Source organism: uncultured Mobiluncus sp., from assembly GCF_963511525.1.
In the GTDB taxonomy this organism is placed as follows: Bacteria; Actinomycetota; Actinomycetes; order Actinomycetales; family Actinomycetaceae; genus Mobiluncus.
This window is the reverse complement of the sequence record NZ_CAUPIY010000002.1, coordinates 1-14381: the sequence shown is the minus strand read 5'-3', so window position 1 is coordinate 14381 and position 14381 is coordinate 1. Positions and strand designations below refer to the sequence as shown.

General features: G+C 47.0%; 11 protein-coding genes and 2 pseudogenes. 5 read left to right on the top strand and 8 right to left on the bottom strand.

What is annotated here, in order from left to right:
* Window positions 1-67: 67 nt before the first annotated feature.
* From RQ935_RS02005 to RQ935_RS01980, 6 genes and pseudogenes are all read right to left on the bottom strand, one after another.
* Window positions 68-493 carry a hypothetical protein gene (locus RQ935_RS02005; RefSeq protein ID WP_311496984.1) on the bottom strand — a complete coding sequence of 142 codons (426 nt, stop codon included), beginning with the start codon at window positions 491-493 and terminating at the stop codon, window positions 68-70.
* Between the two features lie 86 nt (window positions 494-579).
* Window positions 580-1140 (bottom strand): annotated as a pseudogene (istB, locus tag RQ935_RS02000) (IS21-like element helper ATPase IstB); the annotation flags it as partial.
* A 15-nt stretch (window positions 1141-1155) separates the two neighbouring features.
* Window positions 1156-1332 carry a hypothetical protein gene (locus RQ935_RS01995; protein ID WP_311496983.1) on the bottom strand — a complete coding sequence of 59 codons (177 nt, stop codon included), beginning with the start codon at window positions 1330-1332 and terminating at the stop codon, window positions 1156-1158.
* Window positions 1333-1335: 3 nt separating this feature from the next.
* The gene (istA, locus tag RQ935_RS01990) at window positions 1336-2538 is read right to left on the bottom strand and encodes an IS21 family transposase (protein WP_311496982.1); all 1203 of its coding nucleotides are present in this window, start codon (window positions 2536-2538) and stop codon (window positions 1336-1338) included.
* 1151 nt (window positions 2539-3689) lie between these two features.
* On the bottom strand, window positions 3690-4667 hold the full coding sequence (locus RQ935_RS01985) for a hypothetical protein (protein WP_311496981.1): 978 nt from the start codon (window positions 4665-4667) through the stop codon (window positions 3690-3692).
* Window positions 4667-5044, bottom strand: coding sequence for a hypothetical protein (locus tag RQ935_RS01980; protein WP_311496980.1), 378 nt, complete (start codon window positions 5042-5044; stop codon window positions 4667-4669). Before RQ935_RS01980 ends, RQ935_RS01985 begins: the two co-directional genes overlap by 1 nt.
* Before the next feature lie 878 nt (window positions 5045-5922).
* Between RQ935_RS01980 and RQ935_RS01975 the strand changes: the two genes are divergently transcribed.
* The 4 genes and pseudogenes from RQ935_RS01975 (at window position 5923) to RQ935_RS01960 (ending at window position 7761) form a co-directional block, all read left to right on the top strand.
* Window positions 5923-6132 carry a hypothetical protein gene (locus tag RQ935_RS01975; RefSeq protein WP_311496979.1) on the top strand — a complete coding sequence of 70 codons (210 nt, stop codon included), beginning with the start codon at window positions 5923-5925 and terminating at the stop codon, window positions 6130-6132.
* A 369-nt stretch (window positions 6133-6501) separates the two neighbouring features.
* Entirely contained in the window at window positions 6502-6897 is a 396-nt protein-coding gene (locus RQ935_RS01970; RefSeq protein WP_311496978.1) for an integrase core domain-containing protein, read from the top strand.
* 314 nt (window positions 6898-7211) lie between these two features.
* Window positions 7212-7487: a type II toxin-antitoxin system RelB/DinJ family antitoxin gene (locus tag RQ935_RS01965; protein ID WP_299295243.1), complete on the top strand. Its 276-nt coding sequence runs from the start codon at window positions 7212-7214 to the stop codon at window positions 7485-7487.
* Window positions 7484-7761, top strand: a pseudogene (locus RQ935_RS01960) (type II toxin-antitoxin system YafQ family toxin). The gene RQ935_RS01965 and the pseudogene RQ935_RS01960 overlap by 4 nt, the downstream one beginning before the upstream one ends.
* Before the next feature lie 828 nt (window positions 7762-8589).
* Here the strand turns inward: RQ935_RS01960 and RQ935_RS01955 are convergent.
* Complete coding sequence (locus RQ935_RS01955; RefSeq protein ID WP_311496977.1) at window positions 8590-9663, bottom strand: hypothetical protein; 1074 nt, start codon at window positions 9661-9663, stop codon at window positions 8590-8592.
* Window positions 9664-10132: 469 nt separating this feature from the next.
* Entirely contained in the window at window positions 10133-12124 is a 1992-nt protein-coding gene (locus tag RQ935_RS01950; RefSeq protein ID WP_311496976.1) for a cell wall-binding repeat-containing protein, read from the bottom strand.
* Window positions 12125-12664: 540 nt separating this feature from the next.
* Between RQ935_RS01950 and RQ935_RS01945 the strand changes: the two genes are divergently transcribed.
* On the top strand, window positions 12665-13915 hold the full coding sequence (locus tag RQ935_RS01945; protein WP_311496975.1) for a DUF4143 domain-containing protein: 1251 nt from the start codon (window positions 12665-12667) through the stop codon (window positions 13913-13915).
* The last annotated feature ends 466 nt before the right edge of the window (window positions 13916-14381 follow it).

The following is a 14381-nucleotide window of genomic DNA, read 5'->3' as shown; positions in this document are numbered from 1 at the left end:
TTGCTGCGCGTAAACCCGTAAACATAGATACCGGTCTGCGCTGAAGATAAATCTCGATTAAATAAGCTCATTTGTGACTCGAAACAAGTTTGTTGGCAATGAAACTGTTTGCTTCCCGGATTCCCCACCCGGTTGTTGAACTACCAATTATAAATTTGAAAGGAATGTTGCTGGCAAGGCAGACTGATTGGAGTTTCTCTCGATGATTTGCGAATAGTTTTTTATAATATTCACGGTTACTGTCAGATTGATTAGGGCTTTCTTTTGAATACAAGTCAAATTTGCTCGCGAAACAAATTACCAAATCAGGTCGAAATTTTTTATTTTTAATCAACCCGGAAATAATGTTTACTGCACCGAATTGTTGGGAAACAAAGGTCTCATCAGACTCGTCGCCCATCCACTTGTACGCTGGCGTGGGAGACAACACGACCACCAGGACGCGCTTTTTATTACCAAACATGAGTGGCTTATTTGTCAACTGGCTCAGCATCTGAGATGCATCCGATCCGGATGTGTCCCAAATTGTCGGTGGCGGTTGAAAATGGTGCGTTTTTGGCTGTTGACTTTTGAGCAGTTTTATTTTACTGGGTTTGGTTGGTCGTGGTTGCGTAGTCGGTAGGATTTTCCGCTGGTTTGCAGGACTTGGGCGTGGTGGACTACGCGGTCGATTATTGCTGTGGCTATGGTTGTGGAGCCTAGGATTTCTCCCCATTGGCTGAATGGTAGGTTGGAAGTGATTATTAGCGAGCCTTGTTCGTAGCGGTCTGAGATGAGTTGGAAGAACAGGTTCGCGGCGTCCGCATCGATTGGGAGGTATCCGAACTCGTCAATGATGAGAAGGGGGTATTTTTTCAACCGTTTTAATGCTTGGGCTAGCTGTGCGTGGTTGTGCGCGGTTTGCAGGGTTTCTATCCAGCCTTGAGCGGTGTTGAACAAAACGTTAGTGTTTTGTTCTATCGCTTTCATTCCCAGGCTTACAGCGAGATGGGTTTTCCCGGTCCCGGGCGGGCCGAGGAGGATAATGTTTTCCGCTTTAGCGATGTAGGCTCCTGAAGCATTGGGGAGTATCTCGTTCCTGATTTGGGGCTGGTAGTCAAAATCGAACTCTTCCATGGTTTTGCGGTACGGGAAATGGGCTCGTTGTAGCTTGTTCTAGATTCCTGCGGCTTGACGTGCTGAGACCTCGGTCTCGAGTACGGCCGCGAGGAATTCTTCCATGGACCAGCCCTGGTCTTTAGCCATGTCTATCATGTGTTGGAAGGTCTTGGCTATGCGAGGTGTTTTCAATGCGTGAGTGTAAAAAATGATGTCTTTAGTTACCTGGGTCATTGGTTATGCTCCTATCTTGAAAACCCGGTCGTATTCTTCTAACGTTGTCTGCGCAGTGAGGACAGGCTTGGGATTGTGTTCAATCAGCCGGAGTTTCTCCCTTAACTGGCGGGCTTTAGCCACATAGGCTGGGTCTTTGATGGTTATCCCAGAGCCCCACGCTCGCCGGTGTTTAGCAACCAGGCTTCCTTTGCAGGTAACGCTAACAGTGTTCAGGTCAGCCCTGACCTGGACGAGAGCGGCTATGCATTCCGGACTCACGGAATAATGGTTCCCGTCCAGGGAAACGTAATAATCCCGTCCCAGCCGGACTTCTTTGAACCAGCCACACTGTGGTTTCACGGGTGGTAACGACGCGAAATGAGTCAGTTCCTCCTGATACATTTCAGCAGGTATAGCATGTAACGTGGCATGCGTACGACCGTTAGCTTTCACCATCCAATCATCGAGCTGAGCCTGTAAATCCTGCGGGGAAAGAAAATGCCGTCCTGGCATGAATGATGTTTCTGCGTACCTATTAAACCGCTCGATAATCCCTTTGGATTCCGGGTCTCTGGGAGGGAGCTGTTTGAGCGTGGCTCCAAGTACTCCCATGAACCCGCTAACCCCTGCAGCGAGATGATTACCACGCCCGATACCAGACTCGTTATCCCGAATGAACCGGCGTGGTACACCACCAAAACGCTGCACCCCTTCCCACATACCCTGTAACAGGTCAGCAGTTGTACGTGTAGGAATCACCACGCATACCGTGTAACGTGAATACGCGCAAGCCATCACCAAAACCGGAACTAGACATTCCCGCCCGTCATCCAACGGCACTTTGTACGGAGGAAACCACAAATCACACTGGACAGCGTCCCCGATATCCCATTCCAGCCGGTCTGCCGGATCAATAGGTAAGAACTCAGGACGTATCAAAGCAACATGATAACGTAACAACCTCCCAGACCGCGGCCAGCCAATCCGTTCCGCGATAACCGTTGCCGGCATACGCGGTGTTTCCTGGAGCAACGAGCGGACTCTGGTCTCGTAAGCATCAAAACACGAACCCCTCCCAGACCGTTGATAACGCGGCGGCGAATCCGCCCCAACAGCACGCGCCACCGTGTTACGCGCCAACCCCAAATCCCTAGCAATCTGCGCTTTCGGAACACCCGACCGCGCCAAAGACCGAATAACTTCCCAATCATGCAACGAAATCACACTCCTAATCTGACAGAAGTGCTCAATTTTCAAATGCCAAAACTGCTCAAATTTCAGATGCCACTAACAACGCCAGTGGCCTAAAGCTAGCAACATACGAAATTGCTTTCAGCAGGCACTCGAGCAACTGCAAAAACTACGCAATGATGTCGGGTTAAAACGCCAATAATCCGCATAAAATCACCAACCGACTTACTGGAATCTGCCTTTCTGCCTCGATTTAACCGACCAAAAGGCATGATTGTGATTATAACCCCACCGGTCTTCGCAGAAAACTTTTGTTTGTCAGATATTGCTACTATCTGCCGGAGTGGTGTAAACAAAAAGATTATCCTCAATCTAATCTAAAACAAAGTACTTTATCGGCGGCTGTTTTAAAATTATGAGTTTTTGGCTATTGAATTTTTAACAGTTTATTCAACAGGTTTTGGTCGCTCGTGGTTCGGGAGTCGGTAGGATTTTTCGCTGGTTTACAGTACTTGTGTGTGGTAAACCACGGCGTCGATTATTGCTGTTGACATGGTTGTGTAGCCTAGGATTTTTCTCTTTAGCTGAATGTGATTTATAAAAGATTATTAGTGAGCAATGTTTGTGCCAATCCTAAATAAGTTAGAAAAACGGGTTTGTGGCGCCTTAATCGATTTAAAAATAGCGAAACTCGTCAGCAATAAGAAAAATATTATTCAATTGATTTGGGCTGGCTGTGCAAAAATATGAGCGATTTGCAGAGTTTTTATCCCGCCTCAAGCCGTGTTGAACAAAACATTCGTGTTTAATTCTATCGTTTTCATTCACGCCTAAAAATGAAATAAAATTGCACTGTAACGAACAAGCCAAGAAAAAGACGTTTTCGGATTTAGACATGTAGACTTCTAAAACATTAAGAAGTATCTAGTTCGATTTTGGGCTGATATTCAAAGTCGGTCGCTGTGTTTGTTATAAGGTTCGGAGCAGCACGGTACTTGTCTAAACGCTGTACTAATTGTACCCGCTCTGGTACAGCTGGGCCGAGAGTGATTTGTAAACACAAGTTTACAACATGAATAAATAAATTGTTAGTAGTTTCCATCGTGCGTAAAACTAACCACAATTAAAAAAATGTGCACACACAGTGTAACTTAACATATGTAATAAAAAATGTCTTCTTTAGATTACACAACGTGCTCTGGAAGCATTCCTAAAGAATTAAATACAGCTTCCCGCTTAGCTACAATTTCGTTCGCCATAATTCGAATTGCCCTGTTTAGCCATTTATCGGCAGGCTTGCCAGGCCTATAGTCAGCTGGGGCAATACTGTGAGCCCGCCCCTGCTCTTCCAAAGAGGCGGCGTTTTCATACTCTTTAGGGTCTTCCCCATATACCGCCAAACATTTTCCACCTTTACTTCCCACAACGGAAAAGCTGGGTATATCGCTAGGGCCATCAGCTATGTATATCATGTAGTGAAATGGAACACGTCTTTGATCGTCTGATAATCGGGTATTAACATCAAGCCGTCCCGTTGTATCTTTATTAATACCTTTATTTATCTCAAAAATAGCCTTGGTTTTAGTTGTATTGTCTAGTGCATAACCGACTTGAGAGAGAACTTGTGTACTTGCTACTGGCAAAAGATTGTTTGATTTGTTGTCGGAGGAAGATGGCTCGGAGGAAGATGGCAATAAGGTGCATGCCCAAATACCGTCTACTTTGTCTGCTAAGGCTGTACCTTGAATCATGGCGCGTAACCCGGTTGAAACAATATAGTGTTCTATACGAATGTCGTGTTTATTAAAATCTGGTTCTGAAGCAATTGCACGAGTACGATCGAAAAAATCAGGAAGACCGGCGGAAAGTCTTATCTTACTCCCAAGTTCTTGTAGTTTTTTGTTGGTTAAATCTTTGAAAATTCCTGCTTTGATATATTTGATTATCTGATTTAGGTAGAATGTATCAGGATTCACTTCTTCAAGATTATTTGCAATTTTTTTGTTGTAGTATTCAATGTATTCGTTGTTTTGCATCCAAAAATCCGTAGGGTCAACATTATACTCTTCGAATAGCGGTTTTTGCATATAGTCTGGAGAAAGAGTTTTATCAAAATCCCAGATTAACGCAATCACGTTCTGCGCATAAACAGCCGGTGGCATTAGGCAACCTCTACTGATCCAAATAACACATTATCTTCATCACCAATCCACCATCCTTGGATCTCGAAGTTTCCTTCACGCAAAAAATCATGAGCTTGCCCGAGACTTTGAAGGGGAACTAAGGCCCGTTGTGTCCAAAACTTAGGTTTTGTATAGCTTAAGAGGGTCTCCCAGGTTGATTCGTCTACATCTTCTTCTACACAATACTCTATACTTTTGTCGTCAGGATGAATTAGTTTGGCAAAAATGCCGTTACCGGGAATCGAACTGTCGACTACAACCCCCTTACCGTTCAATCTCCATGCCTCAAGCGCGGCTTCAAGTACCAGGTTAGCGTAAGTTGTAGCAGTTGAACACTTTGTAAACATTTCATGCATTTTTCTCACACACCTAGGATACCACAGCATCACAGTTTTTTGCTTTTTTTAACTCATTTGCCAAATCTAGCACCCTTTTTGTCCTTTTTGATACGGAAGTTAGTTGGCTGACTCGGTGTTGGTTATAGCTTGCGATGACCTTCTTAGGAGTGATGTTTCCCAGAGATTCGTGGAAGCGGATATTGCTCTACCTCTAAACCCAGTTCAGAGTTGACCCTTTGACCTGGTGACATGAACACCATGTTCGAGAGTAGATTAACTTATTTTTGTTATGGCTCACCCACAGTTTTGGCTAGGGTGTTATCGTATGAATCCCCGAAGCTTCTAGCAGATGGCTTTATACCTTAGTTGTCAATTTTATATTGTACACGATAATTGAGTGTTGCTTTTTGTGATAGTTTTGGTGGACCAGCCATCAATTTTTTAGTGAGAACACATTAACGATAAATACCTTATAGGCAAACCCATACAAAGTACCCACACGGGTAATATCAGCTATTCATAGTTTTTTGGCCTTCTGGTTTTAATCAGCTCCACTTCGAATTGATGCTTATACTTGTCAATATAAGCAATCATTAACGGGCCGGTCGGTCGAGCTCGGCTACAAATAAAGCTGAGACCGTTTTAAAATCTACGTAGCCCGCCGCAATTCAACATATTCACGTTAAGCCGCTCACTATCAGCACGCTCTTCACGTGTGAGTCCTAAACTTTTTTTGCCTCGACCAATAAACGCTTATACCAGCGTCTAAGCGGTTCCACCGCCACTCGCGACCTGTGAGAAAGCTCGCACAATCTTTTTATTGCGAACATAAGCCGTCCTATTTGAGTACGCAACTAAGAGCACTGTTACGTAACTCAATAAAAATCAGGAAAGCCGTGAATGAGATCTCTGACGAACCAGGATTTTTTGAGATAGACACTGTGGCGCTTTGCGGTCCTAGTCACAAGGCAGAGTCAATCTGTACCCTGACGGGAACCGACGTGAACATGGGCTGGATACATTTTAAAGCCCTACAGAATAACGCCAGGGTGCATATGCTCAAAGCTCTAGACTCTGCGATAGAAGCCATTTTGTACCAGGTCTAGAGCCTGAACTGTGATAACGGTAGCAAGTTCATTAACCGGTAAGTCATTATCTAGGCATCTAGCGTGGCCGTATTCTTAACACGCCCACACCCTTACGTGGTGTTAAACCGGCGACTACCAGGCTTTCGAACCAGCCGGATACACGTTCGGATTTCGTTATTCGCCAGTTCGAGGCAGGTAGGCCTAACTGATTGTAGGCAGTAGATATTACCTATGTTCGAACTTCATCAGGTTTTGTTTATACAGCGTTTGAAACCGATGTGTATTCTCGAAAGATTAAGGGCTGGGCTACCCTGTCATGAATGAAGACCGAAATACTGCTACTGCAAGCACTCGAGCAGGCCATGGCCCTAGCAAGAAGAGAAAATCTTGCCAGGCTGGTGCATCATTGCAATCACGGTAGCCAGTACACCCCCCATTGCCTATAACGACAAACTTACTGATTACGGGATAAAATCTGCTACCGGAACCGTGGGAGACTCCTACGATAACGCTTTGGCAGAGACCGAAAATGGTTTATACAAGACCGAACTGATCTATTCGCGAACCAAAGAAACCCTGTCCGAGGTCGAGTTCGCTGCCATGAACTGGGTTTACTGGTGGAACCACCACCGCCTCCATGAATCACTGAATTATTCCACACCCGAGGAGGTGACAACCCAATACAATCAAACCCATGCTAAACAACTAGCACCCACATCAGAATCGGGACAAAACTTGAGACGCATCAGTTATATATCAACTTTTGTCGGTATGCGAGCTTGAATATTGTAAGGGACACGGTACAAGCAAGCCTCGGGTATCGTGGACGGGTTCGGTGTTGCTGCGCGGATTGCCAGGACGAGTACTATGGCCAACGCGACGATTACTCTGAGTTTTTGAGCGCATTTGTTCGTCGCGTTTGATGTTCCCCGGCTAGGTCTCGTCAGACGGTAATGTTGTTTGCTATCTAGGACGATTCGCACTCTCGGGAGAAATCTCGGGACACTGCTAAAGGGTGCGTATTAAACGCACGTTACGCACATAACTGTTGACTTTTAGCCTGTTAGTTCTACGATGGTACTGGAGGAGGGCTAGTCATGACCAAAGTTAGTACGAACATAAATTTGGATGCAGATCTCAAACGATCAGCGCAAGAGTTGCTGAAAGATTTGGGTATGGATCTCACCACTGCCGTGACAATTTTCCTTCGTCAAACCGTGCGTGACCAGGGGATACCTTTTAGAATCACGAGAGATATTCCCAATGCGGAAACTTTGGCCGCCTTACAGGAATATGAGGCAATGAAAGCGCACCCGGAAAAATACCAGAGCTACGCAAACTTTCAGGAAGCCATGGAGGACGTTCTCGCGTGAACCTACGAGTTGTCCTTTCCAACCGCTTCAAAAAAGATTTGAAGCTGGCAAAAAGCGCGGCCTAGATTTGGGACTTCTCAACTCAGTCGTTACGCAGCTTGCGAGCGGAAATACGCTTGACGCAAAGTACCGGGATCACGATCTCGGCGGTAACTACGCCGGTTTCAGGGAGTGTCACATCAAGCCCGATTGGCTCCTAATCTATCGAATAGATGGAAATCGTCTCATTATGTTCCTGAACCGCACCGGTTCCCACACTGACCTCTTTGAATAAAAACACCACGAATAATGCTCACCTGAAAAACTAAGCAAATATCGAGGTTGGCATTATCCCCCAAGTTTCGCCGCCCGGGTGCAGTCTGTTTTAGAATCTCGACCCTACGCTGCCCACAGACCGGGCCACGTCGTGCTAAAGTGACCTAAAATCTCGAATCAACGTAGGTAACCCGGGCAATTAAAGTGGATTCAACAACTATGCCACAATCCATTGCTAGAGAACATGAGTGCAGAAACGGATTATTGCGGGTGTGAACAATGAAGAAGCGTTGAGAGTCTCACGGGATTCGAAAGATTCACTGTAGAGACATAAATTACCAGACTTACTGGACGTAGATTATAGGGCAAACTAAAAAAGGAGACACAAAGCCCAAGTATGGCCAAAAAAACTCCAAGAACTAGCGCTAGACTAATCCGAAAGAATCTGCAAAATGTAAAATCAAACATTTACGGAAAGATATGACAAGCTCAACTGTGATTAGCAAAAACCGTGAGTGTATCCGGCTGGTTCGAAAGCCTGGTAGTTGCAGGTATATATCCGCTATGTGACACTAGTGGATTTCAGGCAGAAGCGTCGATGTATGCTTGTTCGTAAAACGGGCGTTGGATTAGCCTCAAAAACAATCTCGATGGTGGTAAACAAACGTAATCATTCGGCGCATTCTCAAATTTTGGTAATTAGTTCCTAGGCATGAAACAATCCGGATAAAGCTAAAAAAAATTGCCATTGAGTCAAAGGTGTGCATGAGAGGATGAGTAATTGAAAGCAATCTTAACTAGTAAACTTCTTATAGATATGAATGTTCTCAAAGACAATTTTGACGATTCATGGATTAAGTGAGTAATCAGTATGTGAAATATCCAATCTAGCGTTAATTAGTTGAGCAAGATGAGGATTTAATTCATTGTCTAATTTGCATTTAAGTTCCATAACTTGTTTTTTTGTTACATTAGTTATACGTTTTAGTAAAAATTTATTTAAGTGTGTACGTATGTAGCCATTGGATCTTAAGGGTAAAGATAAAAATACGCAAAAAGCAATTAAAAATAAGTAGATTCGATAAACAAGTTGAAAAATTACGTGTGAAGAAAAAGGTAAAGCAACCAGAAATAAAGTAAAATACACTAGTATGAAAACCTGTAAAACTTTTTCCGTACAGCTTATTCTACGCCGAGTTCCCGTTAATTTAATTTCTGATTGAGAGTGCAAAAATAATGAGGTGCTAATAATTATAGTGAATAATAAGCTGAGTCCTAAAAAACTTGGTGACAGGGCTGAAAACAAAATTGCTGGTCCAAGTAATGCTGCGATTAGAATATCGTCAAACCAGCATGGCTTGTACTCAGAGAAATTAATCAATTGTAGCTTCTTTAAACATTGCACCTGCTGTATAAAGCCGCTAATCGGCGTATCGCGGTTCAGGGAGAAAACGCTCTGCAAACCAAGATTAATCATGTAAGCAACTAGATTAACAATCAAATTTGGACATTCATCATTCCAGTTAATCACATTACAATTCATTTTAACTATTAACAATAGATTGAGCGGTCTTGCTACACAAATTGATGTGGTGAGGACGGACAGCACTGTGAAAAACATAATCACATCATCTACCAGGTTTTTTTGTTTCTCCTTATTAATTAACAAATCAAGATTAGCGTTTTCGTAATCTCTCTTTTGAATATAAGATGGCAGCGTGTTTAATGCGAATATCAGGGTGACTAGAGTTAAATTCAAAGAAGTAATATACTCTGTAGAATATTCTGTTATTCCACATGTGTCTAAAAGAGCAATAACACCGTAAGTACATACTGCTAATACAAATATCATGGCGATGGGATATGCTATTTTGTAAAATTTATTATTATTTATTTTTTCTTTATGCTTCGAGTAATCCATACCTGTCTCTTCCTCGCTTTAGATAGCAATCTATTGTCTATGCCTAACGAATGTTTCGTAATAAATCCAAGATCTTTTATTAATAATCATTACATACGTTTAGCTAATCCTTGCAAATATATCGAGTTCAGTAATGTATTTCGCAATATCGCTTCTCTAGTATATAAGCAAGGTCAGAGTAATTCTAACCTCACCTATCTTTAGTGAATTCATTACACCAACATTGTACGCATTTCTACACACTTACAGCATAATGGCCACGCCTCCTCGTCACAAAGGAAAGAGAATGCGAAATCACTTTCATGTAATCCCGATGGTTTTTGGCAATATCTTCCTGTTTGAACTACATCAGACCGCGTAAAGGACGCCGCTTTGTCGAGCTTGGCATACGGATTTTACAGACACTTGTGCCCCGGGGTCGTACGGCCCCGGGGCACAAGTGTTTATTCAGTTTTTAGTAAGACTGGGCTTACTTCAGGGCCGAGACGGCAGCCTTGACCATGTCGTCAGACACAGCTCCGGTACCACCGAGAACGAAACCAGAGGTCAGAGGCGCGCCCACAGCCTTCGTGAAGGCAATCAACCAACCCATGTGGTTCTTGGTGGACTCGGGCAGTGCACCGGTCTTCGGAACCAAGACGATCGAGCCCCGGTTCAACTGGCCAGCAACCACGGAGTCAATCAGGTTCGCATCCTCACCAGAAGCCAAGTACAGCTCCGTAGTAGGAACAGCGTTGAAACGCACGCCCCAGTAAGCCACACGAGCGGAAGTCTCGTAACGATCCTGACCACCGATACGCTTCACACCCGCAGGCTGAGCCACGATATCGGAAGTGGAATGAGCATTGTAAGCAGCCACCGCCGCAGTCAGCTCAGCCTTGTACATTTCCTCCAAGCTACGCTGGGTCTTAGCCTGATCATTAGCCAACTCAGTCAAAACCGGCCAGTTAATCGTATCGGTAGGCGGGTTAGCGGTATCATCCGAGTTAATACCGTGATCCTGAGCCACGATAGCCATCAACGAATCAGCCACGCCCTGCGGGTAGGTCGAAGCAGCAGCTTGACCAGCTTTGCCGACAGCAGCGGTCGCGGCACCGTCCTTAGCAGCCTTGTTAATCCTTTCGATAACCGCCGTGTTCAGACCAGAGAAAACACCGTCAGCATCAATAGTGTAAGAAGCCACATTGGCATTGGTCACCCTGTAAACATCCTTACCGCCAACATTGGTGCAAGCCAGGGCCGGCAAAACCTCAGCAGTACCGAAGTAATCCGCGTAAGCGGCAGCCAACGGAGCCTGAGTGGCTATGGCCGGAGCTGCACAAGTGCCAGTATTACCCCACTGGGCTGAACCACCCTTGCTAGCCTTGGCAATCTCAGCATCCAGCGTGCTCTTCTTAGTGTTACCCAGGGTCTGCAATTCCTGAGCGTTCTTTTCAATCTTGTCAGCCGTGCCCTTGAAACCAGTAAACACGTTCGCGGCAGTAGCTACGGGGGCCGTGGGGACATCAGTCACCTGACGAACATCCTGCAAAGTACCCGCTACAGCGGCACCACCGTCAGCCAAGCCGAAGAAACCGTAATTGGCCTTGTTAGGATCAGGCTGCAAACCAACTGCACCCTTCTGCCAAGCATCAGTACCGAAGTACTTGATAGCAGCCAGCTGAACGTCCTTCTTCAGTTCCGCAACTGTCTTTTCAAAAGCCCAAGGATTAATCTTTTCGGTAGAACCGATAACCTTCTGAGCCTGCTCGTCAGACAACGCACCAGTACCACCCAAAACATAGGTGGTATTGGCCCCAACACCGGAAGCCTTGTAGTACTCGGGCAAAACCGGATCCACATCACCAGACACGTTCACCGGCAACAACACCGAACCATTCAGAGAACCAGCAGCCAAAGCATCAACCGGGTTAGCACCAGAAGTCAAGAACACGTTAGCCGGGTTAGCGTTCTTGAACGCACGCTTAGCAATGTTCACCGCAGTCTCGTAACGGTTCTTACCATCAACACGCTCGGTCTTCGTGATAGCCGCATTGAACTTCTTAATATTATCAATGGTCGCATCCGGAACCACGCCCTTGCCACCAATAGCAACCAACGTCGTGATGCCCCTCAACTCAGTCGAGTCAGCCATCGTCTTACCCAGCAACAGCTGGTCGCCCTTATCCTTCGGCGCCACAATAACAGCACCATCAGTCAGCTCACCGGACACAGCCGCGTCAATAATCGCGTTGTATCCCACAATGTAAGCCGTAGTAACCGTGCGGTTCGCGGCTGTCTCGTCCTTCACGAACTTCTCAGCCGCAGCCACCGATGTCGCCACACGATCATCACCAGCCACACGCTGCACCAAAGAACCGTTAGGCATATGAATATCAACCGCCATCGCGGGAGCGACACCCATGCCAGCAACCAGCGCCAACGAAGCAGCGCCAATCACAAACTTCTTCTTCAAATTCATCTTCAAAAAAACCCTTCTTCTGGGTAATAAAGGGTCAGAAATTCGGGGGTAAATCAGGTTGTGAACACACAGAGAATCCAAGGCCGACATCTGCCAGAGCTGCGGGGAATCATGGAGGTTTTTTGAGGAGATACCCGCTTGGGGTGTGCCTAAAGGAGGAGAATAGCCGGGTAGCTGCCAATAATGGCAGCTACCCGGCTATTCTCCCCCTATAAATCCCCAAACACCGAAGCATCCACCCGCCCAGACCCACAAAATCACCACCGTCTCGACTATCCCTGGCGTATCCGCCCTCTTGATTCCTCAACGTTCTTGTGATTCCGCACTGTCCTGGTGGACACAGCCAGCTTCGCGGGTTTTGCCGGCTCCACTATTCCCCACTTTCCGCGCTATCCCAACGAAAACTTCCCGATTAGCAACATCTAGCGTTGCATGTTTACGATATTGCTTCACGCCAGGCGCAACACAACCCCTGCTAAAAGCATCACAAAATACCGGCTAAAGGTAGCGTAGATAACCTGCTAACAGTATAATAGAATCATGTCTTATGTTACGCGCGCGTTGGATAGGCGGCTCAATGCCTTGCTGCCCGAGGTGCCTGCTATTGCGATTGATGGCCCGAAGGGCGTGGGGAAAACGGCCACGGCTCTGCAGCGGGCCGACACGGTCTGGATGCTGGATCGCGAGGAGACTCTGCTGGTAGCGGCGGCGGATCCCGATTTTTTGACTGTCGAGGCGGGGACTTTCCTGCTTGATGAGTGGCAAAAGTTTCCATCGGTGTGGGACGCGGTGCGTCGTCAAGTTGACGCGGGAGCTCCGGCGGGCAGGTTTTTGCTGACGGGTTCGGCCACGCCTTTCGACGCAAACGGGACACACAGCGGGGCGGGGCGAATTCTGTCACTGCGGATGCGTCCGATGGCGCTGTTCGAAAGGGGTCTGACACAACCGTCCGTGAGTCTGGGGGCACTATTGAGTGACCCTGACCAAGCCGTGGAGGGGCGGACAGACTTTGCTTTGCCTGATTATTGCCGGGCCATCGCGCGCAGTGGGTTTCCTGGGATTATGGGGAAATCTGCCGAGGTAACTCAGGAGTTGCTCGATTCATATCTGCGTCTGATTGTGGACCGTGACCTGCCTGATTACGGGGCTACCGTGCGCCGACCTGAGACGCTGCGCCGTTGGTTGGCGGCTTATGCGGCGGCAAGTTCGCAGACTACTTCCTACGCTAACCTGCTGGATGCGACTACTGGCGGGGACGGTTCCCAGCCGGCCAAAACCACGACTATCGCCTATCGCGATCATTTGACAGCTCTGTGGATTCTCGATCCGGTCCCCGGCTGGACGCCTTCGTCTAACGCTCCCAAGCGGCTGCAACAAGCCCCGAAACACCAGCTGGCAGACCCCGCTTTGGCTATGCGGCTGCTGAATCTAAACGAAACCACGCTGCTGGGAGCGCGCGGCCAAAAATTCTTGGGACAGCTTTTTGAGTCCCTCGCGGTGTTGAGCCTCCGCGTGGCAGCCGAAGCGAACCGGGCTCGTGTCTACCACTTGCGAACCCGTAACGGCGACCATGAAGTCGACATCATCTTAGAAGGCGCGAACGGCGAGATTGCCGGTCTGGAAGTCAAACTCGCCAGCGCCATCGATGACCAAGACGTGAAACACCTGCACTGGCTGCGCAGCCAACTCCCGGGCCAAAACCCGCTCCTCGCGGTAATCAGCACCGGCACACAAGCCTACCGGCGTCCCGACGGAATCTACGTCATCCCCCTCGCGCTGCTCGAGGCGTGATGCCCACCCTGTGGCTCATGTCACCAGGGCGGGGGATCTTTTTCTGCAAAATAGTCAGAAGGGTGGTGGGTTTTGAGTGGCTGGGTGGGGGATGTTTCGGGGTTTGGGGATTATAAGGGGAGAATAGCCGGGTAGCTGCCATTATTGGCAGCTACCCGGCTATTCTCCACCTTTAGGTACACCCCTGCCGGGTATTCCCTCAAAAAACCTCCCATATTTACTCAAACCCACCTAATATCGGCCTGAAAATCTCTGTGCGCTTGCAACCCAGTCGGAAGAGTCTAAAAATCCAACTGTTATCTAAAAAACCCAGCAGGAATGGTATCTCACCAACTCCCGTGTACCGCAGCCCCAACTGATGTCTGCCCGGGATTCTCTGTCTGTTCGCAACCTGATTTAGCCCCGAATTTCCCACCCTTTATTACCCAGAAGAAGGGTTTTTTTGAAGATGAATTTGAAGAAGAAG